The sequence below is a fragment of the Burkholderia sp. Tr-862 genome, from assembly GCF_011753085.1.
GTDB lineage: Bacteria > Pseudomonadota > Gammaproteobacteria > Burkholderiales > Burkholderiaceae > Burkholderia > Burkholderia ambifaria.
Map to the genome: position 1 here is coordinate 1 of NZ_VWWG01000106.1, position 23,005 is coordinate 23,005.

The window sequence follows — 23,005 nt, forward strand, 5'->3', positions numbered from 1 at the left end:
CGGGACTATCGCGTGACGGTGGCCGGGCCGACCACGCTGACCGCATTGCTGAACAGCTTGCAGATGGGCTTTCGCACGCTCGCGATCGAGCAGCGCTCGAGCGAAGTGTGGCAGGTGCTCGGCGCGGCAGCCAGCACCTCATCGAGCGCCTTCTTCGCGGCAGCCTGCTCCGCCGCCCGCCGGCTCGCGCCGGAGCCCGACACCTTCACGTCGAGCTTCGGCACCGTGCATTCGACCTCGAACTGCTGATTGTGCGCCGCACCATGCGTCGCGACGACCGTGTAGGTCGGCAGCGCGATCTTGTGCCCCTGCAGGTACTCCTGCAGCAGCGTCTTCGCGTCCTTGCCCAGCGTGCGCGGATCGATGTGGTCGAGAATCGGGATATAGAGGCGCTTGATGACCCCTTGGGCGGCTTCGAAGCCGCCATCGAGGAACACGGCCCCGATGATGGCTTCGAACGCGTCCGCGAGGATCGACGGGCGGCGGAAGCCGCCGCTGCGCAGCTCGCCCTCGCCCAGCCGCAACCCTTCGGAGATATTCAGGGCCTGAGCGATTTCATACAGCGACTGCTGTTTGACGAGATTGGCGCGCACGCGCGACAGGTCGCCTTCGTCCAGCTTGCTGAAACGCTGGAACAAAAGGGCGGCCACCGCGCAATTCAGAACGGAATCGCCGAGAAACTCGAGCCGTTCGTTATGCGTGGCACTGTGACTGCGATGGGTCAAAGCCTGGCGCAACAATTCCGCATTGCGAAATTCGTAGCGCAGCCGGCTTTCCAACTGGGATGGGGGCATGTGCAGGAGTATAACGCGGGCGCCGGTCGGGCCGAAACGGCACGGCCGGACGCGAAAAGGCGTGACGGAGCGGTGTTACCGCCGGTTCTTAAAGTCGTTCGGCAATACGCGACGCGGCCCGTGCGTCACGTATTGCATGTTGCATGCGAGTCGTACGCGATCAGTTGAAGGAACCGATCCGCTTCAGGTCGCCGAAGTTCATCCAGATAAAGAACGCACGGCCGACGATGTTGTTGTCCGGCACGAAACCCCAGTAGCGGCTGTCCGCGCTGTTGTCGCGGTTGTCGCCCATCATGAAGTAGTGACCCGGCGGCACCTTGCAGATCACGCCGCGGCTGTTGTACGTGCAATTGTCGCGATACGGATAGTCGTAGGCGCCCATCACGAACGGCGGCACGGCGGGATTGTTGAGGATCGCATTCTTCTTCGTGCCGATCGTTTCCTCGAACTGCTTCGCGTAGTTCTGGCGCTCGTCGTCGAAGAAATCCGGCAGCGGCGCCTCGGGCACCGGCTGGCCGTTGATCGTCAGCTGCTTGTCCTGGTAGGCGACCGTGTCGCCCGGCAGGCCGATCACGCGCTTGATGTAATCGACCGACTCGTCCTTCGGATAGCGGAACACGACGACGTCGCCACGCGACAGCGGGCTGCCTTGCGTGATCTTCGTGTTCGTGATCGGCAGGCGCAGACCGTATTCGAACTTGTTGACCAGGATGAAATCGCCGACCAGCAGCGTCGGCACCATCGAGCCCGACGGGATCTTGAACGGCTCGACGACGAACGAACGCACGACGAACACGGCCAGGATCACCGGGAAGAAGCTCGCGGTGTACTCGAGCCACCACGGCTGGCGCAGCTTTTCGTCGCGCAGCTTCGAACGCGTCTGCACCGCGTTTTCGTCCGCGAAACGCTTGTCGACCCGCGACTGCTGGCGATCGAACTCTTCGATCGCCACGTCGGCCGCCTTGCGTCGCCGCGGCAGGAACACCAGTTTGTCCAGCACCCACGCTACGCCCGTCAAGACGACGAGCACAAAAAGAATCAGCGCAAAATTCATAAAAGGAACAGTCCTGTTATTTGTCTTCGACGCGCAAGATCGCGAGGAACGCTTCCTGCGGGATCTCGACCGAACCCACCTGCTTCATGCGCTTCTTGCCTTCTTTCTGCTTCTCGAGCAGTTTCTTCTTTCGCGTGATGTCGCCGCCGTAGCACTTCGCGAGCACGTTCTTGCGGAGTGCCTTGATGTTCTCGCGGGCGACGATGTGCGCGCCGATCGCGGCCTGGATCGCCACGTCGTACATCTGGCGAGGAATGATCTCGCGCATCTTCGCGGCGACTTCGCGGCCGCGATACTGCGACTGCGACCGGTGCACGATGATCGACAGTGCATCGACCTTGTCGCCGTTGATCAGCATGTCGACCTTCACGACGTCCGACGAACGGTATTCCTTGAACTCGTAGTCCATCGACGCATAGCCGCGCGACACCGACTTCAGGCGATCGAAGAAGTCGAGCACGATCTCGGCCATCGGGATCTCGTACGTGAGCTGCACCTGGCGGCCGTGATACTGCATGTTGATCTGCGAGCCGCGCTTCTGCTCGCACAGCGTGATCACGGAACCGACGTAATCCTGCGGCATGTACAGGTTCACGGTGACGATCGGCTCGCGAACTTCGGCGATGCGGCCGGGTTCCGGCATCTTCGCCGGGTTCTCGACCATGATCGTCGAGCCATCGCTCTGCACGACCTCGTAGACGACGGTCGGCGCGGTCGTGATGAGATCCATGTCGAACTCGCGCTCGAGCCGCTCCTGCACGATTTCCATGTGCAGCAGCCCGAGGAAGCCGCAGCGGAAACCGAAGCCGAGCGCCTGCGACACTTCCGGCTCGTACTGCAGCGATGCGTCGTTGAGCTTCAGCTTCTCGAGCGATTCGCGCAGCGCATCGTACTGGTTCGCCTCGACCGGATACAGCCCCGCGAACACCTGCGGCTTCACTTCCTTGAAGCCTGGCAGCGGCTCGCTGGCGGCCTTGGCCACATGCGTGACCGTATCGCCGACCTTCGCGGCCGTCAGTTCCTTGATGCCGGCGATGATGAAGCCCACCTGCCCTGCCGACAGCGATTCGAGATTGCGCGACTTCGGCGTGAACACGCCGACGTGCTCGACCGGATACTGCGCGCCGGTCGCCATCATCTTGATCTTTTCCTTCGGGCGCAGCGTGCCGTTGACGATGCGCACGAGCATCACGACGCCGACGTAGTTGTCGAACCAGGAATCGATGATGAGCGCCTGCAGCGGCGCGGCCGGATCGCCCTTCGGCGGCGGCACCTTTGCAATCAGCGACTCGAGCACGTCCTCGACGCCCAAGCCCGTCTTCGCGCTGCAGCGCGTCGCGTCGGTCGCATCGATACCGATCACGTCCTCGATCTCCTCGATCGCGTTCTCGGGGTTCGCGGCCGGCAGGTCGATCTTGTTCAGCACCGGCACGACCTCGACGCCGAGCTCGATCGCCGTGTAGCAGTTCGCGACCGTCTGCGCCTCGACACCCTGGCTCGCGTCGACCACGAGCAGCGCGCCTTCGCACGCGGACAGCGAACGGCTGACCTCGTACGAGAAGTCGACGTGCCCCGGCGTATCGATCAGGTTGAGGTTGTAGACCTTGCCGTCGCGGGCGCGATAGGACAGTGCCGCCGTCTGCGCCTTGATCGTGATGCCGCGCTCGCGCTCGATATCCATCGAGTCGAGCACTTGCGCTTCCATTTCACGGTCTGCGAGGCCGCCGCATACCTGGATGATGCGATCCGCGAGTGTCGACTTGCCATGGTCGATGTGCGCGATGATCGAGAAATTGCGAATATGATCCATTCAGTGCCGATCAAGCGAAAAAGGCGCGCTCGACGACTGCGGAGCACGCCTTGTGTAAGTCGGTGAAAAAACGGCTTATTTTAGCCGAAAAGGCCTTTGCCGGGCGGTAATTTGGGACGCCCCGGCCCGGAGCACCCCGCGGGAGCCCTTGGCGTAAGGGCCTGCCGACGGAAGCCCCGCGCGCGGGGCGGCCGGCCGGTGCCCGGGGTCGGTTCAGCGCCGGGCCGCGAGCGCGCCGCGCACCCTCGCCTCGTCGAACCGGTGGCGACACACTTCCGTGCCGTCCAGCAGCAGCACGGGCACGTCCTCGTCGTAGCGGGCAACGAGCGCCGGATCGGCATCGATGTCCACGTAGTGGACCTCGATGCCGGATTCGGCCGCTACCGGCGCCAGCGCGTCGCGCATGTCGTCGCACAGGTGGCACCAGCCGCGGCCGTAGAGCGTGAACATCGGCGCGTTACTTCTGGGTCGGGCGCGGACGCACCGGCACGAACTGCGTGTTGTCGCCGCGCCGCACGAGCACCGCGACCGCCTTCTGCGAATCCAGCTGCGCGGTCACTTCCGCGAACTGCTTCGCGCTCGTGATGTCGGTGTCGCCGACGCGCAGCACGATGTCGCCGCGCTGCAGGCCCGCACGGGCAGCCGGGCCGTCGACGCCGTCGATCTGCACGCCGTTCTTCAGCTTCAGCGACTTCAACTGATCCGCCGGAATGTCGCTGACCGTCAAGCCGAGCGAATTTGCCTGGCGCGGCTTCTGCGGCGCGTTCTTGCGCTGCTCGGCCTTCGCCGTCGTCTCCGCCGGCGTCTCGGCGATCGTGATCGGCAGATCGCGTGCCTGACCCTTGCGCCATACGCTGACGGTCGCCTTCGTGCCCGGCTTCGTGTCGCCGACCATCCGCGGCAGATCCGACGCCGTCTCGACCGGCCGACCATTGAACTTCAGGATGATGTCGCCCGGCTGGATGCCCGCCTTGTCGGCCGGGCCACCCGGCTCGACGCTGCTGACGAGCGCGCCCTCCGCCTTCGGCAGCCCGATCGAGTCGGCCACGTCCTTCGTCACCTCGCCGATCGCGACCGCGATGCGGCCGCGCGTGACCTTGCCGGTCGCCTTCAGCTGGTCGGCCACGCGCATCGCCTCGTCGATCGGGATCGCGAACGAAATGCCCATGAAACCGCCGGTGCGGCTGTAGATCTGCGAGTTGATGCCGATCACCTCGCCCTGCATGTTGATCAGCGGGCCGCCCGAGTTGCCGGGGTTCACCGCGACGTCGGTCTGGATGAACGGCAGGTAGTCGCCCGTGTTGCGGCTCTTCGAACTCACGATGCCGGCCGTCACGGTATTGTCGAGGCCGAACGGCGAACCGATCGCGACGACCCACTCGCCGACGCGCACCTTGTTCGAATCGCCGATCGCGACGACCGGCAGGTTCGACGCCTGGATCTTGACCACCGCGACGTCCGTGCGGTCGTCGACGCCGATCAGCTTCGCCTTGAATTCGCGCTTGTCGGTCAGCGTCACATAGATGGTGTCCGCATCGTCGACGACGTGCGCGTTCGTCATCACGTAACCGTCCGCCGACACGATGAAGCCCGAACCGACGCCGCGGTTCTGCTCGGTGTCGGGCGGATTGTCCGGCGTCGGCGCGTTCTTCGGATTGCCGTTGCCGCTACCGTTGCCGGGCGCCTGCGGCAGCGGAATGCCGAAGAAGCGCCGGAAGAATTCCGACATGTCGCCGTTGTCGAAGCCCGGCGGGAGCACACCGCGCGGGCCTGGCATCGGCACGTTCGCGGTGGTCCGGATGTTCACGACGGCCGGCCCGACCTTTTCGACCAGATCGGCGAAGTCGGGAAGGCTGGCGGCTGGCGGCGTGGCCGCCGCCGCGGTATGCGGGACGAGGGGCAGGCAGGCACACAGCACCGCCGCCGCGAGCACTTTGCGCAGCGTGAGTTTCGTCATGTCGGAAGCCGTAGCGTTACTTGGAAGCCTTGTATTCTATGGCAGCCGCGAACTGCTGCAACGTGGCCGGCGGCACTTCGCCGAGCACGGTGATCCAGTAGTCGCCGCGACGCTTCACGAGAACGTGGGTCGCACCGGTGCTGCCCGCGCCTTCCTTGCGTGTGTTCTTTTCGGCCGGCTCGATGAAGACGGAGATCGTCGCGAGTCCGTCGGTGAAGACGGCCTGGTCGACTGCAATCGGCGGATCGCCGGCGTCGCGCGCGGCCATCGGGCGACGCACCTCGCGAATCTTCCGGAAGCCAGCGACGGTCGGCGCGATCTGCCAGCCCTGCGCTTCCATGTCGACCGTCGCGACCGGCGGGTGGACCACCGTCCAGCCGCTCAGGTTCCGCATGCCGGCCGCGATCGCGGCCTTGTCGCCGGACGTGCCGCCCGTCTGGACTTGCGAGAACGCGATCTGCTCGAGCACGTGATCGCTCGCGTCGAGCGTCTGCGAGCGCAGCAGCAGCCCGGTCCGGGCGTCGGCCCACAGCTTGTACGTGAAGCGGTACGCATCCTTCGGCACAAGTTCGACCACTTGCGCGTCGAGCCCCGCCACGCGGTCCTTGCCGAGCAGTTTCGCGTCGTAGACGGACATCACGTGCTCGCCGCCCGCGCCGAGCAGCGAAGGAAACGAGTCGCGCGTCTGGCGGCGCTCGACCACGCACAGCTTGCGCTCCGGCACGAACGTGTACAGCTCGTCGTTATGCCGCAGCACCTTGCGCGGTTTGCCGTCGAGCGTCTCGATCCGCTCGAACTCGCCGTCGCGGGACGCCACGTGCGCGATGCGCGACGACTGGACATACCCGCCGCGCTGGTAGACGAACGTGCCCTCGTAGCTCTGCTGCTGCGCCGCCTGCTGGATGCGGTCGAGCCACTCTGCCGCGCCCTTGCGGGTCGCGACGGGATCGTCCGGTTGCTGGGCGCTGGCAGGGAGGGATTGAACGGACAACAGGGCGGCTGCGCAAAGCAGGAGGGCCGGCAGCCGCTTCCATCCGGAGATGGCGTGATTCAACTGCAATGTCCGCATCGAGTTTATTGGCCTGGCGTGGTGGTCACGGCAGCGCGGATCAGCGGCATCGAGCCTGTGACGACGGGCTGCTGCGCGAATTGCTGGTGCGCTTCAAGGTATTGGTCGAGACTTGCGTCGCGGATGATGTTGACGTCTTGCAGGCCCGGCTGCGCCGATGCCTGCGCGACCGTCACGCGCTGCAGGTTGCCGCTCTGCGGCGCGCCTGCCGAGGCGACCTGGACGGCGCCGGGCGCACCGGCCGTCTGCATTTGCGGAACGACGATCCATGTCAGCGTGGCGGCCGCGGCGGCCACCGCGAAAGCGGGCACGACACGGCGGCGCAGCGACAGCAGCTTGCGCGCGACCGGCGCGGCGGCCGGTGCAAGCAGGTGCGGCTCGCTTTCGAGCGCGGCGGACATGCGCGCGGTGAACGCGACGCTCAGTGCGGGCGACAGCGCGAGCTCGTCCGAGCGCAGCGCATCGCCGATCAGGTGGTAATGGGCCCACGTCGCGCGATCCGCGCGATCGAGCTCAGCCAGAAACTGCCCGTGATCCGGGCCGTCGAACAGCTCACCGTCGACCAGAGCGGAAAGACGCTCGCCGCGCGAGTACGCTTGCGACTGCTTATTGACCGACCCCATGATGCTCCCCATCTTGCACACACCCCGTCGTGATTTCACGACTCTATCCGTAACTAGACCCTGACCGCGTCGTTGCACCCGTCGCGCTTACCAGCGCTTGCCTTCGGGTGTATCGAGCAGCGGACGCAATTTAGCAGCGATTGCCTCGCGCGCCCGGAAGATCCGCGACCGGACCGTCCCGATCGGACAATCCATCATTTCCGCGATCTCTTCGTAGCTCAGGCCCTCGATCTCGCGCAGCGTAATCGCCTGGCGCAACTCTTCGGGCAGGACGGCCATTGCAGCGTTGACCGTCTCGGCAATCTGCTTGCTCATCAACATCGACTCAGGCGTGTTGATATCCCTTAGTTGGTCTGCGTCGGAGAAAGTTTCCGCTTCCTCGGCATCGGCCTCCGTGGAGGTCGGTGCCCGGCGGCCTTGCGTCGCAAGGTAGTTCTTCGCCGTATTGACGGCAATCCGGTACAACCACGTGTAGAACGCCGACTCGCCGCGGAATTGCGGCAGCGCACGATACGCCTTGATGAACGCATCCTGGGCCACATCCTCGACCTCGGCGGGATCCCGCACGAGGCGCGAGATCAGCCGAATGATCTTGCGGTGGTATTTGGAGACCAGGAGTTCGAACGCCGCCTTGTCGCCTTTCTGTACGCGCTCGACCAGAGCCTGATCGATTTCTTTTTCACTCACCTGACAAATCCGTTAACTAGGGATGCAACGCGGAGCGTTATTGTAGCGTTCCGGCGGCGGCCGCTGGTTACGGTCGGTAACCGAGCCGCCGTCACGCCCGCCCCGCCGTGCCCGCGGTACGCGCCAGCACGGACAGCGCGCTGAACGACGCGGCGTCGAGCGCATCGGCCGGAATCAGCAGCGGCCGGGCGCGCCGGGCGCCCTGCCCGACCGACAGCACGAGCAGCAGGCTGCTCCAGTGCGCATGGCCGGTCACGCGGCCCCGGGCCAGCAAGCGCCCGGTGCGGCCAAACGCCGCAATCTCCCCGAATGCATCGATCCGCAATTCGGCCGGCAGCCGACGGGCACAGGCCCGCGCGGCACACACGGCAAGCAGCGCGGCCGTCGCCGCGGACACGCACGCGCCGGCAGCGGCACCGGCCCGCGGCGCCCAGAACAGGTACGCGGACGCGGCAGCCGCCGCGACGAACGCGGCCAGCACGACATACGACACGGCCGAGGCCCGCAACGCAAAGCGCTGCGGACGCCCGGCCGGAGCATCGAATGGACTCGTCAAGCGATTTCGACGTCAGACGCGCTTGAACACCAGCGTGCCGTTGGTACCGCCGAAGCCGAAGTTGTTCTTCACGGCCACGTCGATCTTCATGTCCCGCGCGGTGTTCGCGCAGTAATCGAGATCGCACTCGGGGTCCTGGTTGAAGATGTTGATGGTCGGCGGCGACACGTTGTTGTACAGCGCCAGCACCGTGAACACCGACTCGAGACCACCCGCGCCACCCAGCAGGTGGCCCGTCATGGACTTCGTCGAGTTCACGACGAGCTTGTACGCGTGCTCGCCGAATGCCGCCTTCACCGCGTCGGACTCGTTCTTGTCACCGAGCGGCGTCGACGTGCCGTGCGCGTTCAGGTACTGGACCTCGTCCGGGTTCACGCCGGCGTCGCGCAGGGCCGCAACCATGCAGCGGCGCGGACCGTCCATGTTCGGCGCGGTCATGTGGTACGCATCGCCCGTCATGCCGAAGCCCGAGACTTCCGCATAGATCTTCGCGCCGCGTGCCTTCGCCGCCTCGTACTCTTCGAGCACCATCACGCCTGAGCCCTCGCCCAGCACGAAGCCGTCGCGGTCCTTGTCCCACGGACGGGACGCGCTGGCCGGATCGTCGTTGCGGGTCGACAGCGCGCGCGCGGCCGCAAAGCCCCCGATGCCCAGCGGCGACACCGTCGATTCGGCGCCGCCCGCGACCATCACGTCGGCGTCGCCGGCCTGGATCAGGCGTGCCGCGAGGCCGATGCTGTGCAGACCGGTCGTGCAGGCCGTCACGGCCGCGAGGTTCGGGCCCTTCAGGCCGAACATGATGCTCAGGTGACCCGAGATCATGTTGATGATCGAACCCGGCACGAAGAACGGCGAAATCCGGCGTGCGCCGCGATCGACGTAGGTCTGGTGCGTGTCTTCGATCATCGGCAGGCCGCCGATGCCGGAGCCGACCAGCACGCCGATGCGTTCCGCATTGGCGTCGTTCACCTCGATGCCGCTGTCCCGGATTGCCTGGACGCCGGCTGCGATGCCGTAATGGATGAACGTATCCATGTTGCGGGCTTCCTTCGCCGGGATGTATTCCTCGGCGCTGAAACCCTTCACCTCGCCCGCGAAATGCACGGCGAGGTTCGACGGATCGAACTTCGTGACGGTGGCGATGCCGGACTTGCCGGCGACGAGATTGGCCCAGCCGTCGGCAACATTATTGCCAACGGGCGAAATCAGCCCCAGGCCTGTAACGACAACACGACGGCGGCTCACGGTAACCTCTTTTCCATTGGATGACAAAAACAAAAGCCACAGTGGCCCCGGGAACCAGCCCTGCGAGCCCTGTGGCTGTTAGTCCGTCCGGCGCGAATGCCGGCAGGATGGCGCGTCAATCGCGAAGATCGCGGCGACGTTGCGGATAAGCGCGAAAGGCGCTTACGCCTTGACGTTTGCGCGAGCGTAGTCGATCGCTTGCTGAACCGTCGTGATCTTCTCTGCTTCTTCGTCCGGGATTTCCATGCCGAACTCGTCTTCGAGCGCCATCACGAGTTCGACCGTGTCGAGCGAGTCAGCGCCCAGATCGTTCACGAACGATGCTTCGTTCTTGATCTCGGCTTCTGCGACGCCCAGTTGCTCAGCGACGATCTTCTTGACACGTTGTTCGATGTTATCCATTACCCCTCCGAGGGAAAGTTCAGATTTACAAGTGCGCGCATTTTATCAGGTTTGCTGACGCCAAAACGCGCGTTGGCTTGATGGTCGATCAAGCACCGATCCGCCTGAAAAACGGGATACGGCGCGGATGGTAAACGAAAATCGTTACGACATGTACATGCCGCCATTCACGTGCAGCGTCGTGCCGGTGATGTAACCGGCCTGCGGCGATGCGAGGAACGCGACGGCATGGGCGATATCTTCCGGGCTGCCGAGTCGGCCGAGCGGAATCTGGGTCTTGAGCGCGGCCTGCTGTTCTTCCGGCAGCGTCTTCGTCATGTCGGTGTCGATGAAGCCCGGCGCGACGCAGTTCACCGTGATGCCACGGCTGCCGATTTCACGCGCGAGCGCACGGGTCATGCCCGCGACGCCGGCCTTCGCGGCCGCGTAGTTGGCCTGGCCCGGGTTGCCGGCCGAACCGACCACCGACGTGATGTTGATGATGCGGCCGCCGCGAGCCTTCATCATCGGCCGCAGCACCGCACGCGACAGGCGGAACACCGACTTCAGGTTGGTGTCGATCACCGCGTCCCAGTCCTCGTCCTTCATCCGCATCGCGAGCTGGTCCTGCGTGATCCCGGCGTTGTTCACGAGCACGTGGAGCGCGCCGAATTCCTTCACGGTCGCGTCGATCAGCGCTTCGGCAGCCGCCGCGTCGTTGACGTTCAGCACCGCGCCGCGGCCCGTCACGCCCGCTTCCGCGAACCCGGCGGTAATCGCGGCAGCGCCCGATTCGCTCGTCGCGGTGCCGATCACCGTCGCGCCCAGGCGCGCGAGTTCGAGCGCGATTGCCCGGCCGATGCCGCGCGATGCGCCGGTCACGATCGCGACCTGTTTATCGAGAGTCTTTTCCATGAATCGAATATCCGTCTCTTGAGGAAAGGCGCCGCGTCAGGCGGTCGCCAGCTTCAGTGCTTCGTCGAGCGAAGCCGGATCGAACACCGATGCGCCCACCAGGTTGCCGTCGATGCGCTTCGTCAGGCCTGCCAGCACCTTGCCCGGACCGCATTCGATCACGTGCGTGACACCCGTGCCCGCGATGTGCTGCACGCATTCCACCCAGCGCACCGGGCCCGCGGCCTGGCGCACCAGCGCGTCCTTGATCGCAGCCGGATCGCTGACCACCGCGACGTCGATGTTGTTGACGACCGGAATCTGCGGCGCCTTCACGTCGACGTTCGCGAGATAGTCGCGCAACTGGTCCGACGCCGGCTTGAGCAGCGACGAATGGAACGGCGCCGATACCGGCAGCGGCAGCGCGCGCTTCGCGCCCTTCGCCTTCGCGATTTCGCACGCCTTCTCGACGGCGGCCTTCGCGCCCGCGATCACGACCTGCGCCGGCGCGTTGAAGTTCACGGCTTCGACGACGCCCGCTTCCGCGGCTTCGGCGCACACCGCGCGCACCGTGTCGTCATCGAGGCCCAGGATCGCGGCCATGCCGCCCTGGCCGACCGGCACGGCCGTCTGCATCGCCTGCGCACGGAAGCGCACGAGCGGCACCGCGTCCTTGAACGCGATCGCGCCCGCCGCGACGAGCGCCGTGTATTCGCCGAGGCTGTGGCCCGCGACGATCGACGGTGCCGGGCCGCCGGCCTGCTGCCACGCGCGATAGCACGCGTAGGCGGCCGTCAGCATCACGGGCTGCGTGTTGGTGGTCAGATTCAGCTCTTCGGCCGGACCTTCGGCAATCAGCTTGCCGAGATCCTGATTGAGTGCATCGGATGCTTCCTGGAGCGTCTCGCGCACGACGGCCAAGTCGGCGAATGCGTTGAGCATGCCGACCGACTGCGAGCCCTGCCCCGGAAAAACGAATGCAAATTTCATATCGTCCCCAATTGAATCGATTCGGACGGCGCGCGCGAACGGCGCGCCGGTTTGGGAGCCGCGCGCAGCAGTCGCGCGCCCCGGATCAGAAGCGGAAGACCGACGCGCCCCAGGTGAAGCCGCCGCCGACGCCCTCGATCAGCACGTGCTGACCACGCTTAATACGACCGTCGCGCACCGCGGTGTCGAGCGCCAGCGGGATCGATGCAGCCGACGTGTTGCCGTGCTGGTCGACCGTCACGACCATGCGCTCCTGCGGCAGGCCGAGCTTGCGGCAGGTGCTGGTCATGATGCGGATGTTGGCCTGGTGAGGAATCAGCCAGTCGACCTGCTCGGGTGCGAGATTCGCCTTGGCGAGTGCCTCGATCGCGACCTTTTCGAGCACGTTGACCGCGAGCTTGAACACGGCCTGCCCGTCCATGTACAGGAACGCGCTGCCGTCGATCACGCCGCGATTGACGTTGCCCGGCGTGCAGAGGATGTGCGAATAGCTGCCGTCCGCGTGCAGCGCGCTGCCGAGCACGCCCGGCTCTTCCGAGGCGGACAGGATCACCGCGCCCGCGCCGTCGCCGAACAGCACGCAGGTGGTGCGGTCCTTGAAATCGAGAATGCGCGAGAACGTCTCCGCGCCGATCACGAGCGCCGTACGGTGCTGGCCGCTGCGGATGAAGCTGTCGGCCGTCGCCATCGCATAGGCGAAGCCGGAGCACACGGCCTGCACGTCGAATGCCGCGCCGCCGTTCTTGATGCCGAGCTTGTTCTGCAGCAGGCACGCCGTGCTGGGGAACACGAAATCCGGGGTCGAAGTCGCAACGATGATCAGGTCGATCGACTGCGGATCGATGTCGGCCGCCTCGATCGCACGACGCGCCGCTTCGAGCGCGAGATCGCTCGTCGTGACGTCCTGTGCGGCGAAATGGCGCGCATGGATGCCCGTGCGCGCAACGATCCACTCATCGCTCGTCTCGATGCCTTCTTTCGCGAGACGGTCGGCGAGCTGCTGGTTCGTGACGCGGTCGGGCGGCAGGTAGCTGCCCGTGCCGAGCACGCGGGAATAGAGAGTCGATTGGGCCATTTATGCTTTAGAGGATTGCGCAGCGGAAGGTTCAGCGTGGTGGCCTGCGGCCGGGCTCGTCGGGCCCGCGCCGCCCGCGTCGTGTCCGCCGTCGCCGAGCGACACCGAATTGTCCGCCATCGCGCGCGCGAGGCGCTCCAGCACGCCGTTTTTGACGGCATCATAACCCCGTTTGATCGCCCACTCAAACGCGTAGGCATCGGCCGAACCATGGCTTTTGATCACGAGGCCCTTCAGCCCCAGCAGCGCCGCGCCGTTGTACTGGCGATGGTCGACGCGCTTCTTGAAGCGCATCAGCACCGGCAGCGCGAGCAGCGCCATCAGCTTCGACATCAACGAACGGCCGAACTCCTCGCGGATGATGTCGGACAGCATCTGCGCGAGCCCCTCGGACGTCTTGAGCGCGACGTTGCCGACGAAGCCGTCGCAGACGATCACGTCGACCGTGCCCTTGTAGATGTCGTTGCCTTCGACGTTGCCGCGGAAATTCAGCGTGCTGGCGCGCAGCAGTTCACCCGCGCGCTTGATCGTCTCGTTGCCCTTGATGACCTCTTCGCCGATGTTCAGCAGGCCGATCGTCGGACGCTCCTTGCCCTCGAGCGCGGCGACGAGCGCGTGCCCCATCTCGGCGAACTGCAGCAGATGCTGCGGCTCGCAGTCGACGTTCGCGCCGAGGTCCAGCATCATCGTGTAGCCGGTCGGGTTCGGCAGCGCGAACGCGATCGCAGGCCGCTCGATGCCGGGCAGCGTCTTGAGCACATAACGGGACACGGCCATCAGCGCGCCGGTGTTGCCGGCGGAGATACAGGCCTGGGCCGCGCCTTCCTTGACCTGGTTGAGCGCGACACGCATCGAAGAATCCTTCTTCTTGCGCAGCGCCACTTCGACAGGGTCGTCCATCGCCACGACTTCGGTGGCGGGCACGATGGTCAGCGCGGGATCGTCGAGGGCTTTCAGCTTTTTCAGCTGAGCGCGGATCGCGCTTTCGATGCCGACGAGCATCAGGTGCGCATCAGGATGCGCGCGGACGAACTTGACTGCCGCGGGAACGGTCACGGACGGGCCGTGGTCGCCTCCCATGCAATCGATTGTGAGCTTTACGGTCATGGAATGCGACGAATTTCAGGCACAAAAAAGCGGCAGTTGAATGCCGCCTTTTTGTTGAGCCAGGAAAGTGTCAAGCGAACCAGTTGTCACGCGAACGGCGAGCGTAGCGCGCAACGCGTGACTTGACGCTTAGTCGTTCTTCGTCTTGACGACTTTCTTGCCGCGATAGTAGCCGTTCGGGCTGACGTGGTGACGCAGGTGCACTTCACCCGTGCTCGGCTCGACTGCCAGCGGCGCTGCCGTCAGGAAATCGTGCGAACGATGCATGCCGCGCTTCGACGGCGACTTCTTGTTTTGCTGGACTGCCATGACTAACTCCTAATTGATTTTCCGGATTCTAACACAGCCCGATCCGGCGCTTAACTACCCTGGCCCAAAGCCTTTACGCCTTCCCGCGCCACAACTGCTTAGTGTTTCTTGCTGCCGTCCCCGTCCTTCTTCAACGCTTCCAGCGCTGCGAACGGATTCGGCCGTTTGCCTTCGTCCTCGTCTTCGACGGACTCATCGTCCGCCTCTTCCGAAGGACCGCTCACACCCGACACGAGGCTTTCGTGAACTGCCGGGCAAACCTCATGCTTGGGCACGAGCGGCAACGAAAGCAGCAATTCCTCTTCGATCAAGTCGACGAGATCGAACTGGCGTGTGCCCACGATCACATCGGCTTCATCGTCGTCGAGCGGAAATTCTTCAGCTTCTTCTTCGGTCGCAACGACCCGGTACGTCATGTCGACGTCGAACGTCTCGTCGTACGGGGTCATGCAGCGCTGGCACGTGAGCCACGCATGGCCGTGCACCGCGAGTCGCAGATACGGCTGCTGCCCATCGGCGCCGTCGTCCTGCAACTCCTTCTGGGTGAACCCTTCGGCCTGCCACGTGAAGACCGTGTCGCGATCTGGCGCGTCCGCCGCCACCTCGTTTAACATGCGCGGCAGTTGCGACAGGCGCACCGCACCCGCTGCCTGCCGCCCGCTGCGGGCGAATTCGAACAGGTCGACTGCGTGCGGATCAAGCGATGCCGCCGGCTTGCCAGAAGAAGTGTTCATGTTGCGCTCCTGCCTACAGGCTGACTTGCGGGATCCGGCTAGCTACGCCGCTCACGGACGTGATCTACGCCACGTACGATTACGTAACTTTACTTCCGAAGACCCGGCAGGCGCCACCACTGCGAAAGCCTGCCGACGAAAAGCGGGAAAGCATACCTGTTTTACCTTTTGTGGTCAATCACTTATGCTTGCGCCCTCGCAACGCCGCGCCACACCTGACGACTCACCGACCCAATCGACCATGCCGCATACCGTTTGCCGCCCGCCGCGGCTGATTCTCGCCTCCAGTTCCCGCTACCGCCGCACGCTCCTCGAGCGCCTCGGTCTGCCGTTCGACGTCGTATCGCCCGACCTCGACGAAACCCCGCTCGCGGGTGAAACGCCGGCCGCGACCGCGCTGCGTCTCGCCGGCGCGAAGGCGCGCGCGGTCGCCGCGACCATCGACGCACCGGACGGCGTGCTCGTGATCGGGTCGGACCAGGTCGCGACGTTCGACGGCCTCCAGATCGGCAAGCCCGGCACGCACGAGCGCGCGCTCGCGCAGCTGCTGTCGATGCAGGGCCGCGACGTCGAGTTCCACAGCGCGCTCAGTCTGTACGACAGCCGCACGGGCGAAACGCAGAGCGAGGACGTCGTCACGCACGTGCGCTTCCGTTCGCTGCCCGAAGCCGAACTCGATGCGTACCTGCGCGCGGAAACGCCGTACGACGTGGCCGGCAGCGCGAAGTCCGAAGGGCTCGGCATCGCGCTGCTCGACGCGATCGACTCCGACGACCCGACGGCGCTCGTCGGCCTGCCGCTGATCGCGCTCACGCGGATGCTGCGCACCGCGGGCTATCCGCTGTTCACTACTCACGGAGACCGCGCATGACGGCCGGCACACTTTATCTCGTCCCGAACACCCTCGGCGAAGGCGACGAATCGATGCTCGCCGCCGTGCTGCCCGCGGCCGTGCAGGCGCGCGCCGGAACGCTCGGCTATTACATCGGCGAAAACGCGAAAACGACCCGCGCGTTCCTGAAGAAGATCGGCACGACGCGGCCGATCCAGGAAATCGGGATCCGCGAACTGAACGTCAACACGCCGGCCGGCGAGATCGACAAGCTGCTCGCACCGGTGCTCGCGGGCACGGACGCCGGGCTCGTGTCCGAGGCCGGCTGCCCCGCCGTTGCCGATCCCGGCGCGCTGCTGGTCCGCCGTGCGCACGAACGCGGCGTGAAGGTCGTGCCGCTCGTCGGGCCGAGTTCGATCCTGCTCGCGCTGATGGCGTCGGGCCTGAACGGCCAGAGCTTCGCGTTCAACGGCTACCTGCCGGTCGATGCGGCCGCGCGCGCGAAACGCCTGCGCGAGCTCGAGCAACTGTCGCGCAAGGGCCGCCAGACGCAGATCTTCATCGAGACGCCGTACCGGAACCACGCGATGCTCGACACGCTCGTCGCGACCTGCGCGCCGTCGACGCAGATCTGCGTCGCGGCCGACCTGACCCTCGAGACCGAGACGATCGTCAGCCGTTCGGTGGCGGACTGGAAAAAGGCGCCCGCGCCGAATCTGCACAAGCGCCCCGCCATCTTCCTGCTGCTCGCGAACTGACGCGCCGGCACCCGCAGCCGCTTCGCGGCACGGGGCGCCCGGCTCCGTTCGCCGCAGCGCCAGCCGTCGCTCAGCGCAGGCTGAACGACGTGCCGCCCGCGGCGAGCGCCTTCATCGCCGCACCGCCGACCGCCGCGCCGAACTTGCGCGCGACGCGGTTCGTCAGGCTTTCCTTCACCGTGTAGTCGACGAGATCCGGCGCCTTCAGCACGTCGCGCGCGACCGTGTCGGTCGTGCCGTAGCCGTCGGCGAGCCCGAGCTCGACGCTCTTCTCGCCCGTCCAGAACAGACCCGAGAACATGTCGGGCGTTTCGTGCAGCCGCTTGCCGCGCCCCTCCTTCACGGCCTTGATGAACTGCGCATGGACCTGGTCGAGCAGTTCCTGCGCATGGGCGTCCATCTTCGGCGTCTCGGGCGAGAACGGGTCGTAGAAGCCTTTGTTTTCACCCGACGTGTGCAAGCGGCGATCGACGCCGAGCTTGCCCATCAGGCCCGTGAAGCCAAACCCGTCCATCAGCACGCCGATCGAGCCGACGATGCTCGCCTTGTCGACAAAGATCTTGTCAGCGGCGGACGCAATGTAATAACCGCCCGATGCGCACATGTCGGTCACGACGACGTACAGCGGCTTGTGCGGATATTTCGTGCGCAGCCGACGGATCTCGTCGTAGACCATCCCGGCCTGCACCGGGCTGCCGCCCGGGCTGTTGATCCGCAGCACGACGCCAGCCGCGCCGTCATCGTCGAACGCGGCATCGAGCGCCGTATTGATGTCCTCGGCGTTCGCGTTGGTGCCCGCCGCGATCTCGCCGTCGATCGTCACGAGCGCCGTGTGATGCCCGCCCGCCGAGAACTTCGCGTCGCTCGAGAAATCGATCAGCGCGAATGCGAGCAGCAGGAACACGCCGAGGAACGCGAAGCGGAAGAAGATCTTCCAGCGCCGCGCTGCGCGCTGTTCCTTGACGGCCGCGAGCGCGATCCGCTCGAGCGCCGCGCGCTCCCAGTTCGGCTCGCGGCTGTCGGGACGGGACGAGGAATCAGGGATATTCGGTTGGTCGGCCATGCAGTGGTGTCGTCAGTCGGTCGTGGCAGGAGGGGTCGAAGCGGCGGGACGCAGGTCGGCATCGGGCACCCAGAATACCGCACGGCCGTCCGGCAGGTCGCGCTCGTCGACCTCCACCGGTCGCAGGCGGCCGCCGCGGCATGGGCCGCCGACGCACTTGCCGGTATCCGGCGCGTAGATCGCACCGTGCGTCGCGCACATCAGGTAGAGGCCCGACGACTCGAAGAACTGCCCTTCGGCCCAGTCGAGCTCCATCGGCACGTGCGCGCAGCGGTTCAGGTAGCCGTACGCACGGCCGTCGTAGCGCACGAAGAACACGACCGCCTGCTCGCCGCGCAGCGTCGCGTCGACGCGCACGCCGGCGCCGCCGTCGGTCAAGGCGTCCGATGCGCACACGCGCACGGCTTCCGGCGCCGCGCTCATGCGTTCTCCCGCAGCCACGCCGCCAGCGCGACGACGTCCGGCGCGACGAAGCGCGGCGTCAGCGCGGCCAGCGCATCGGCCGTATGCGCGCCGTACGAGACGCCGACGCCGGCCGCCCCCGCGCTCGCCGCCATCTGCAAGTCGTGCGTGGTGTCGCCGATCATCACGGTACGCGCCAGATCCTGCCCCAATTCGCGGGACAGTTCATGCAGCATCGCCGGGTGCGGCTTCGAGAACGTTTCGTCCGCGCAGCGCGTCGCATCGAACAGGCTCGTCAGCTTCGACTGGTCGAGCACGCGATTCAGCCCGACCCGGCCCTTGCCGGTCGCGACCGCGAGCAGGTAACCCGTATCGCGCAGTTCCGCGAGCAATTCGCGCACGCCGGCGAACAGTTCGATGCGCTGGTCATCCAGCAGGTAGTGATAGCGGTAACGCTCGGCCAGCCGCGGATAGTCGGACGGATCGAGGGTCGGAGCCGTAATACGCAGCGCATCGCGCAGGCCGAGCCCGATCACGTAGCGGGACGCCTCGTCCGACGGCGTGGGCAGGCCGAGATCGCGGCAAGCGGCCTGGATGCTGTGCGCGATATGCGCAGTCGAATCCATCAGCGTGCCGTCCCAGTCGAAGACGATCAGGTCAAATTGCTGTCGGGCCATGCGAGTCATGCGTTATCGCGCAAAGCGCTGAGTTGATCGAGGAAGCGCCGGCATTCGTCCGGCAGCGGCGCGTCGAACTGCAGCGGCTCGCCGGTCAGGGGGTGCGCGAGCTTCAGCCGGTGCGCATGCAGGAACATCCGTTTCAGCGACGGCTGCGCGTTCGCGCGCGCCAGCGCCTTGTTCAGTGCGAAATCGCCATACTTGGCGTCGCCGGCGATCGGCAGGCCGAGATGCGCGAGGTGCACACGGATCTGATGGGTCCGGCCCGTTTTGAGTTCCGCTTCGACCAGCGCGTAATCCGGCCAGCGCTCGAGCAGGTTGAACACCGTGTGCGACGGCAGGCCGTCGTCCTGCACGCGCACGCGCCGCTCCCCTTCCGCGGTCGAATACTTGAACAGCGGCGCCTTCACCGCGCGGCGGCGGCCCCAGTCGGACTGCCACTCGCCGTGTCCGCACGCGAAGTAACGCTTGTCCATCCGGTTTTCGCGGATCTGCTCGTGCAGGCCCACGAGCGCCGTGCGCTTCTTCGCGAGCATCAGGATCCCGGATGTCTCGCGGTCGAGCCGGTGCACGAGTTCGAGGAATTTCGCGCGCGGACGCGCCTGGCGCATCTGCTCGATCACGCCGAACGCGACGCCGCTGCCGCCGTGCACCGCGACGCCGGCCGGCTTGTTGATGACGAGCATCGCATCGTCTTCGTACAGCACCTCGAAATGCGCGGGCGGCACGATTGGCGTGTCGGCGCGCGCGAGATCGGCCGCCGCCACCCGCACGGGCGGCACGCGGACGATATCGCCGAACGCGAGGCGGTACTGGGCGTCGACCCGACCCTTGTTTACGCGCACTTCGCCGCTGCGCAGGATCCGGTAAATATGGCTTTTGGGCACGCCTTTACAGACGCGCAACAGGAAGTTGTCGATCCGCTGACCGGCCGAGTTTTCGTCGATCTCGATCATCGATACCTGGCCGCTTGCGACTGAATTCTGGGATATTTTGCCTAACTCATTCATACTGAATATAATTTTGCCCAGCCTGACGTTGAGGGTGGCCTGACAGGCCGGCCCCGGCTGAATCGGGCAAGGCGCAAGCGCAAACTGCTATTTTACTTGCGCCGGGGGTCCGCTGCTCGCCCCTAATCAAAGAGATGCAGCAAGTTGCACGCACGGCGCCGCCCGTCGGCAAGGATCGCGCCCACAGGCGGATTCGGTCGGCAAGGCGCCGCGGTAACGGAAAGTTGGTTGAAAAGAATTTGATCGGTAGCCCGACGGCGCGAAGTGCGTCCGCAGGCTGCCGGTTGCGAAAATTACGGCGTTGCGCCTGATTTGGCCCCGCGAAGGTGCGGGGCTTGGCGACGTCAAACCAGGGAAGTACACCCCAAGCGGGAAAGTCGGGTTGGATTCGATACTCCCCGCTGCGGCCCAAGCCGCAGCATCTGCCGCCCGTCGGCGCGCGCGACCCATTGCGCGCGCCCGTGGCGATGCCCGGACTCAGGCTTAGCGCGCTTGTGCAGCGTGCGGTGTGTGAACGCCGTGCTTTGAAACCGTATTCGCAGGTGCCCAACGGCCGCCGGCCCCGTCTTTTCGGGCCCAAGCGCCTCTTCAGGCAATTCTCCCCGCCATCCTTCCCGCTCCAGCGTGCTTGTGACAACACAACAAGGTGCGGCCTGCCGTCGTTCCCGCCTTCGCGACTGACAACCGCGAGGCGCCGGCAGCAGAGCCGCCTGGAGTCGTTCATGAAACGCATGCTGTTCAATGCGACGCAGCAGGAGGAGTTGCGCGTCGCCATCGTTGATGGGCAAAAGCTCATCGACATCGACATCGAGACAGCCGGGCGCGAACAGCGCAAAGGCAATATCTACAAAGGTGTCATCACCCGTATCGAGCCGTCGCTCGAAGCGTGCTTCGTCAACTACGGCGAAGACCGCCACGGCTTCCTGCCGTTCAAGGAAGTCGCCCGACAGTACTTCAAGGACGGCATCGACATGCGCTCCGCGCGCATCCAGGATGCCCTGCGCGAGGGCCAGGAACTGATCGTTCAGGTCGAGAAGGAAGAGCGCGGCAACAAGGGCGCCGCCCTCACGACCTTCATCTCGCTCGCCGGCCGGTACCTCGTGCTGATGCCGAACAATCCGCGCGGCGGCGGCGTGTCGCGCCGGATCGAGGGCGACGAGCGCCAGGAACTGCGCGAAACGATGGCGCAGCTGCAGATTCCGGACGGCATGAGCATGATCGCCCGCACCGCGGGCATCGGCCGCAGCGCCGAGGAACTGCAGTGGGACCTGAACTACCTGCTGCAGCTGTGGCGCGCGATCGAAGCAGCGTCGCAAAGCGGCAATGCCGGCCAGCCGATGCTGATCTATCTGGAATCGAGCCTCGTGATCCGCGCGATCCGGGACTATTTCCAGCCCGATATCGGCGAAATCCTGATCGACACGACCGAGATCCACGATCAGGCCCGTGCGTTCATGGACATCGTGATGCCGGACAACGTGTCGAAGGTGAAGCGCTACCACGACGACGTGCCGCTCTTCTCCCGCTTCCAGATCGAGCACCAGATCGAGACCGCGTACTCGCGCACGGTGCCGCTGCCGTCCGGCGGCGCGATCGTGATCGACCATACCGAAGCACTCGTCGCGATCGACGTGAACTCGGCGCGTGCGACCAAGGGCGCGGACATCGAGGAAACGGCGACCCGCACAAACCTCGAAGCGGCGGACGAAGTGGCCCGCCAGCTGCGCCTGCGCGACCTCGGCGGCCTGATCGTGATCGACTTCATCGACATGGAGTCGGCCAAGAGCCAGCGCGAAGTCGAGCAGCGCCTGAAGGACGCGCTCAAGCACGACCGTGCGCGCGTGCAGATGGGCAAGATCTCCCGCTTCGGCCTGATGGAACTGTCGCGCCAGCGCCTGCGTCCGGCGCTGTCGGAAGGCAGCCACGTGACGTGCCCGCGCTGTAACGGCACCGGCCACATCCGCGATACCGAATCGTCCGCGCTGCAGGTCCTGCGGATCATTCAGGAAGAAGCGATGAAGGAAAACACCGCGGCGATCCACTGCCAGGTGCCGGTCGAGGTGACCGCCTTCCTGCTCAACGAAAAGCGTCAGGAAATCAACAAGATCGAGTCGCGCTTCAAGGTCGGCATCGTGCTGATCCCGAACAAGCACCTCGATACGCCGCACTACAAGCTCGAGCGCCTGCGCCACGACGACGCGCGCCTCGACGATCCGCGTGCGTCCTGGAAGATGGCCGAGGAAGCCGCCCGCGAACTGGAGTCGGAAACCGGCTACAGCAAGCGCACGGCCGACGTGAAGCCGAAGCAGGAAGCGGCGGTCAAGGGCATCACGCCCGAGCGGCCGGCTCCGAGCGCGGCACCGCAGCGCCCGGCCGAGCCGGTTGCGCCGGCGCCCGCCCCGGTCGCCGTGGCAAGCGGCGGCTTCATCGGCTGGCTGAAGGGTCTGTTCGGCATGTCGCAGGCTCCGGCGCCCGCGCCGGTTGCACCGGCACCGGCGAAGGAACAGGCTGCCCGTCCGGCCCGCGAGCGGACCGAGAAGACCGAGCAGCGCGGCGGCGACCGCAACCGCAACCGCCGCGGCGGTGCCCAGCAGGCCCAAGGTGGCCGCGACCAGGCTGTGACGGGCCGTGGCCAGTCGCAACGCCAGGAACGCGAAGGCAAGGAAATTCGCGAGCCGCGTGAACCGCGTGAACCGCGCGAGGGTCGTGAACCGCGTGAAAGCCGCGAGCCGCGCGAAAGCCGTGAGGGTCGCGAAGGTCGTGAGGGCCGTGGCCCGCGCGAAGGCCGCGAACCGCGCGAGCCGCGTGAAAGCCGTGAAAGCCGCGAGCCGCGCGAGAACCGCGAACCGCGCGAGCGCGCCGAGCAGCCGGAAGCCGTCGAGGCAGCCGGCCGTGGCGAGCGCCAGGAACGCGGCGAACGTCGCGAGCGCGGTGAGCGCCGCAAGCCGACGCAGCACGCGGCAACGCTCGAGACCGTC

23 protein-coding genes and 2 pseudogenes are annotated in these 23,005 nt (G+C 65.9%); 4 read left to right on the plus strand and 21 right to left on the minus strand.

What is annotated here, in order from left to right; translation table 11 throughout:
• Positions 1-126: pseudogene (gene rmuC / locus F3J14_RS23865) on the plus strand (DNA recombination protein RmuC); the annotation flags it as partial.
• Here rmuC and rnc read toward each other — a convergent pair.
• The 17 genes and pseudogenes from rnc to F3J14_RS23950 all read right to left on the minus strand — a co-directional run.
• Positions 120-794: pseudogene (gene rnc / locus F3J14_RS23870) on the minus strand (ribonuclease III); the annotation flags it as partial. The pseudogenes rmuC and rnc sit on opposite strands and share 7 nt — an antisense overlap.
• Before the next feature lie 160 nt (positions 795-954).
• A complete protein-coding gene (gene lepB / locus F3J14_RS23875; RefSeq protein WP_166725100.1) occupies positions 955-1,848 on the minus strand; it encodes a signal peptidase I in 894 nt (297 codons plus the stop codon).
• Positions 1,849-1,864: 16 nt separating this feature from the next.
• Positions 1,865-3,658 (minus strand): translation elongation factor 4, encoded by a 1,794-nt coding sequence (lepA, locus tag F3J14_RS23880; RefSeq protein WP_006759775.1) that lies wholly within the window; start codon positions 3,656-3,658, stop codon positions 1,865-1,867.
• Positions 3,659-3,871: 213 nt separating this feature from the next.
• Complete coding sequence (locus F3J14_RS23885) at positions 3,872-4,108, minus strand: glutaredoxin family protein (protein WP_166725101.1); 237 nt, start codon at positions 4,106-4,108, stop codon at positions 3,872-3,874.
• A gap of 7 nt (positions 4,109-4,115) precedes the next feature.
• Positions 4,116-5,615 (minus strand): DegQ family serine endoprotease, encoded by a 1,500-nt coding sequence (locus F3J14_RS23890; protein ID WP_166725102.1) that lies wholly within the window; start codon positions 5,613-5,615, stop codon positions 4,116-4,118.
• A 16-nt stretch (positions 5,616-5,631) separates the two neighbouring features.
• Positions 5,632-6,684: a MucB/RseB C-terminal domain-containing protein gene (locus F3J14_RS23895; protein ID WP_166725103.1), complete on the minus strand. Its 1,053-nt coding sequence runs from the start codon at positions 6,682-6,684 to the stop codon at positions 5,632-5,634.
• 5 nt (positions 6,685-6,689) lie between these two features.
• Positions 6,690-7,307, minus strand: a complete 618-nt coding sequence (locus F3J14_RS23900; protein ID WP_006759771.1) for a sigma-E factor negative regulatory protein — start codon at positions 7,305-7,307, stop codon at positions 6,690-6,692.
• Positions 7,308-7,394: 87 nt separating this feature from the next.
• Positions 7,395-7,994: an RNA polymerase sigma factor RpoE gene (rpoE, locus tag F3J14_RS23905; protein WP_006752490.1), complete on the minus strand. Its 600-nt coding sequence runs from the start codon at positions 7,992-7,994 to the stop codon at positions 7,395-7,397.
• Between the two features lie 91 nt (positions 7,995-8,085).
• Positions 8,086-8,550, minus strand: a complete 465-nt coding sequence (locus tag F3J14_RS23910; protein ID WP_166725104.1) for a hypothetical protein — start codon at positions 8,548-8,550, stop codon at positions 8,086-8,088.
• Between the two features lie 12 nt (positions 8,551-8,562).
• A complete protein-coding gene (gene fabF / locus F3J14_RS23915; protein ID WP_166725105.1) occupies positions 8,563-9,795 on the minus strand; it encodes a beta-ketoacyl-ACP synthase II in 1,233 nt (410 codons plus the stop codon).
• A gap of 162 nt (positions 9,796-9,957) precedes the next feature.
• Positions 9,958-10,197, minus strand: a complete 240-nt coding sequence (gene acpP, locus F3J14_RS23920) for an acyl carrier protein (protein ID WP_004197638.1) — start codon at positions 10,195-10,197, stop codon at positions 9,958-9,960.
• A gap of 144 nt (positions 10,198-10,341) precedes the next feature.
• Positions 10,342-11,091 carry a 3-oxoacyl-ACP reductase FabG gene (gene fabG / locus F3J14_RS23925; RefSeq protein ID WP_006752487.1) on the minus strand — a complete coding sequence of 250 codons (750 nt, stop codon included), beginning with the start codon at positions 11,089-11,091 and terminating at the stop codon, positions 10,342-10,344.
• A 36-nt stretch (positions 11,092-11,127) separates the two neighbouring features.
• Positions 11,128-12,060, minus strand: coding sequence for an ACP S-malonyltransferase (gene fabD / locus F3J14_RS23930; RefSeq protein ID WP_166725106.1), 933 nt, complete (start codon positions 12,058-12,060; stop codon positions 11,128-11,130).
• A gap of 85 nt (positions 12,061-12,145) precedes the next feature.
• Positions 12,146-13,135: a beta-ketoacyl-ACP synthase III gene (locus F3J14_RS23935; RefSeq protein ID WP_166725107.1), complete on the minus strand. Its 990-nt coding sequence runs from the start codon at positions 13,133-13,135 to the stop codon at positions 12,146-12,148.
• Positions 13,136-14,242: a phosphate acyltransferase PlsX gene (gene plsX / locus F3J14_RS23940; RefSeq protein WP_166725108.1), complete on the minus strand. Its 1,107-nt coding sequence runs from the start codon at positions 14,240-14,242 to the stop codon at positions 13,136-13,138.
• Positions 14,243-14,371: 129 nt separating this feature from the next.
• Positions 14,372-14,551 (minus strand): 50S ribosomal protein L32, encoded by a 180-nt coding sequence (gene rpmF, locus F3J14_RS23945; RefSeq protein ID WP_006051932.1) that lies wholly within the window; start codon positions 14,549-14,551, stop codon positions 14,372-14,374.
• Between the two features lie 98 nt (positions 14,552-14,649).
• Positions 14,650-15,285 carry a DUF177 domain-containing protein gene (locus tag F3J14_RS23950; protein ID WP_166725109.1) on the minus strand — a complete coding sequence of 212 codons (636 nt, stop codon included), beginning with the start codon at positions 15,283-15,285 and terminating at the stop codon, positions 14,650-14,652.
• A gap of 241 nt (positions 15,286-15,526) precedes the next feature.
• On the opposite strand from F3J14_RS23950, the gene F3J14_RS23955 reads away from it, so the two are divergent.
• Positions 15,527-16,156, plus strand: a complete 630-nt coding sequence (locus F3J14_RS23955) for a Maf-like protein (RefSeq protein WP_006759763.1) — start codon at positions 15,527-15,529, stop codon at positions 16,154-16,156.
• The gene (locus F3J14_RS23960; protein ID WP_166725110.1) at positions 16,153-16,875 is read left to right on the plus strand and encodes an SAM-dependent methyltransferase; all 723 of its coding nucleotides are present in this window, start codon (positions 16,153-16,155) and stop codon (positions 16,873-16,875) included. The genes F3J14_RS23955 and F3J14_RS23960 overlap by 4 nt, the downstream gene beginning before the upstream one ends.
• A gap of 70 nt (positions 16,876-16,945) precedes the next feature.
• On the opposite strand, the gene F3J14_RS23965 is transcribed toward F3J14_RS23960, so the two are convergent.
• Genes F3J14_RS23965 through F3J14_RS23980 form a run of 4 tightly spaced genes read right to left on the minus strand, consistent with a single transcriptional unit; the run spans position 16,946 to position 20,027 of the window.
• Positions 16,946-17,938: a S49 family peptidase gene (locus tag F3J14_RS23965; protein ID WP_166725111.1), complete on the minus strand. Its 993-nt coding sequence runs from the start codon at positions 17,936-17,938 to the stop codon at positions 16,946-16,948.
• Positions 17,939-17,950: 12 nt separating this feature from the next.
• Positions 17,951-18,361: a Rieske 2Fe-2S domain-containing protein gene (locus F3J14_RS23970; RefSeq protein ID WP_166725112.1), complete on the minus strand. Its 411-nt coding sequence runs from the start codon at positions 18,359-18,361 to the stop codon at positions 17,951-17,953.
• On the minus strand, positions 18,358-19,017 hold the full coding sequence (locus F3J14_RS23975; protein ID WP_105785592.1) for an HAD-IA family hydrolase: 660 nt from the start codon (positions 19,015-19,017) through the stop codon (positions 18,358-18,360). The genes F3J14_RS23970 and F3J14_RS23975 overlap by 4 nt, the downstream gene beginning before the upstream one ends.
• 5 nt (positions 19,018-19,022) lie before the next feature.
• Entirely contained in the window at positions 19,023-20,027 is a 1,005-nt protein-coding gene (locus tag F3J14_RS23980) for an RluA family pseudouridine synthase (RefSeq protein ID WP_105785591.1), read from the minus strand.
• Positions 20,028-20,749: 722 nt separating this feature from the next.
• Here F3J14_RS23980 and F3J14_RS23985 point away from each other — a divergent pair.
• Positions 20,750-23,005: Rne/Rng family ribonuclease (locus F3J14_RS23985; RefSeq protein WP_166725113.1), on the plus strand; the 2,256-nt coding region annotated here is incomplete at its 3' end.

Excerpts from the sequence above, each read along its gene's own strand:
- lepB (WP_166725100.1), bottom strand. The coding sequence starts at position 1,848 with ATGAATTTTGCGCTGATTCTTTTTGTGCTCGTCGTCTTGACGGGCGTA.
- lepA (WP_006759775.1), bottom strand. The coding sequence starts at position 3,658 with ATGGATCATATTCGCAATTTCTCGATCATCGCGCACATCGACCATGGC.
- F3J14_RS23885 (WP_166725101.1), bottom strand. The coding sequence starts at position 4,108 with ATGTTCACGCTCTACGGCCGCGGCTGGTGCCACCTGTGCGACGACATG.
- F3J14_RS23890 (WP_166725102.1), bottom strand. The coding sequence starts at position 5,615 with ATGACGAAACTCACGCTGCGCAAAGTGCTCGCGGCGGCGGTGCTGTGT.
- F3J14_RS23895 (WP_166725103.1), bottom strand. The coding sequence starts at position 6,684 with ATGCGGACATTGCAGTTGAATCACGCCATCTCCGGATGGAAGCGGCTG.
- F3J14_RS23900 (WP_006759771.1), bottom strand. The coding sequence starts at position 7,307 with ATGGGGTCGGTCAATAAGCAGTCGCAAGCGTACTCGCGCGGCGAGCGT.
- acpP (WP_004197638.1), bottom strand. The coding sequence starts at position 10,197 with ATGGATAACATCGAACAACGTGTCAAGAAGATCGTCGCTGAGCAACTG.
- fabG (WP_006752487.1), bottom strand. The coding sequence starts at position 11,091 with ATGGAAAAGACTCTCGATAAACAGGTCGCGATCGTGACCGGCGCATCG.
- fabD (WP_166725106.1), bottom strand. The coding sequence starts at position 12,060 with ATGAAATTTGCATTCGTTTTTCCGGGGCAGGGCTCGCAGTCGGTCGGC.
- F3J14_RS23935 (WP_166725107.1), bottom strand. The coding sequence starts at position 13,135 with ATGGCCCAATCGACTCTCTATTCCCGCGTGCTCGGCACGGGCAGCTAC.
- plsX (WP_166725108.1), bottom strand. The coding sequence starts at position 14,242 with ATGACCGTAAAGCTCACAATCGATTGCATGGGAGGCGACCACGGCCCG.
- rpmF (WP_006051932.1), bottom strand. The coding sequence starts at position 14,551 with ATGGCAGTCCAGCAAAACAAGAAGTCGCCGTCGAAGCGCGGCATGCAT.
- F3J14_RS23950 (WP_166725109.1), bottom strand. The coding sequence starts at position 15,285 with ATGAACACTTCTTCTGGCAAGCCGGCGGCATCGCTTGATCCGCACGCA.
- F3J14_RS23955 (WP_006759763.1), top strand. The coding sequence starts at position 15,527 with ATGCCGCATACCGTTTGCCGCCCGCCGCGGCTGATTCTCGCCTCCAGT.
- F3J14_RS23960 (WP_166725110.1), top strand. The coding sequence starts at position 16,153 with ATGACGGCCGGCACACTTTATCTCGTCCCGAACACCCTCGGCGAAGGC.
- F3J14_RS23965 (WP_166725111.1), bottom strand. The coding sequence starts at position 17,938 with ATGGCCGACCAACCGAATATCCCTGATTCCTCGTCCCGTCCCGACAGC.
- F3J14_RS23970 (WP_166725112.1), bottom strand. The coding sequence starts at position 18,361 with ATGAGCGCGGCGCCGGAAGCCGTGCGCGTGTGCGCATCGGACGCCTTG.
- F3J14_RS23975 (WP_105785592.1), bottom strand. The coding sequence starts at position 19,017 with ATGGCCCGACAGCAATTTGACCTGATCGTCTTCGACTGGGACGGCACG.
- F3J14_RS23980 (WP_105785591.1), bottom strand. The coding sequence starts at position 20,027 with ATGAATGAGTTAGGCAAAATATCCCAGAATTCAGTCGCAAGCGGCCAG.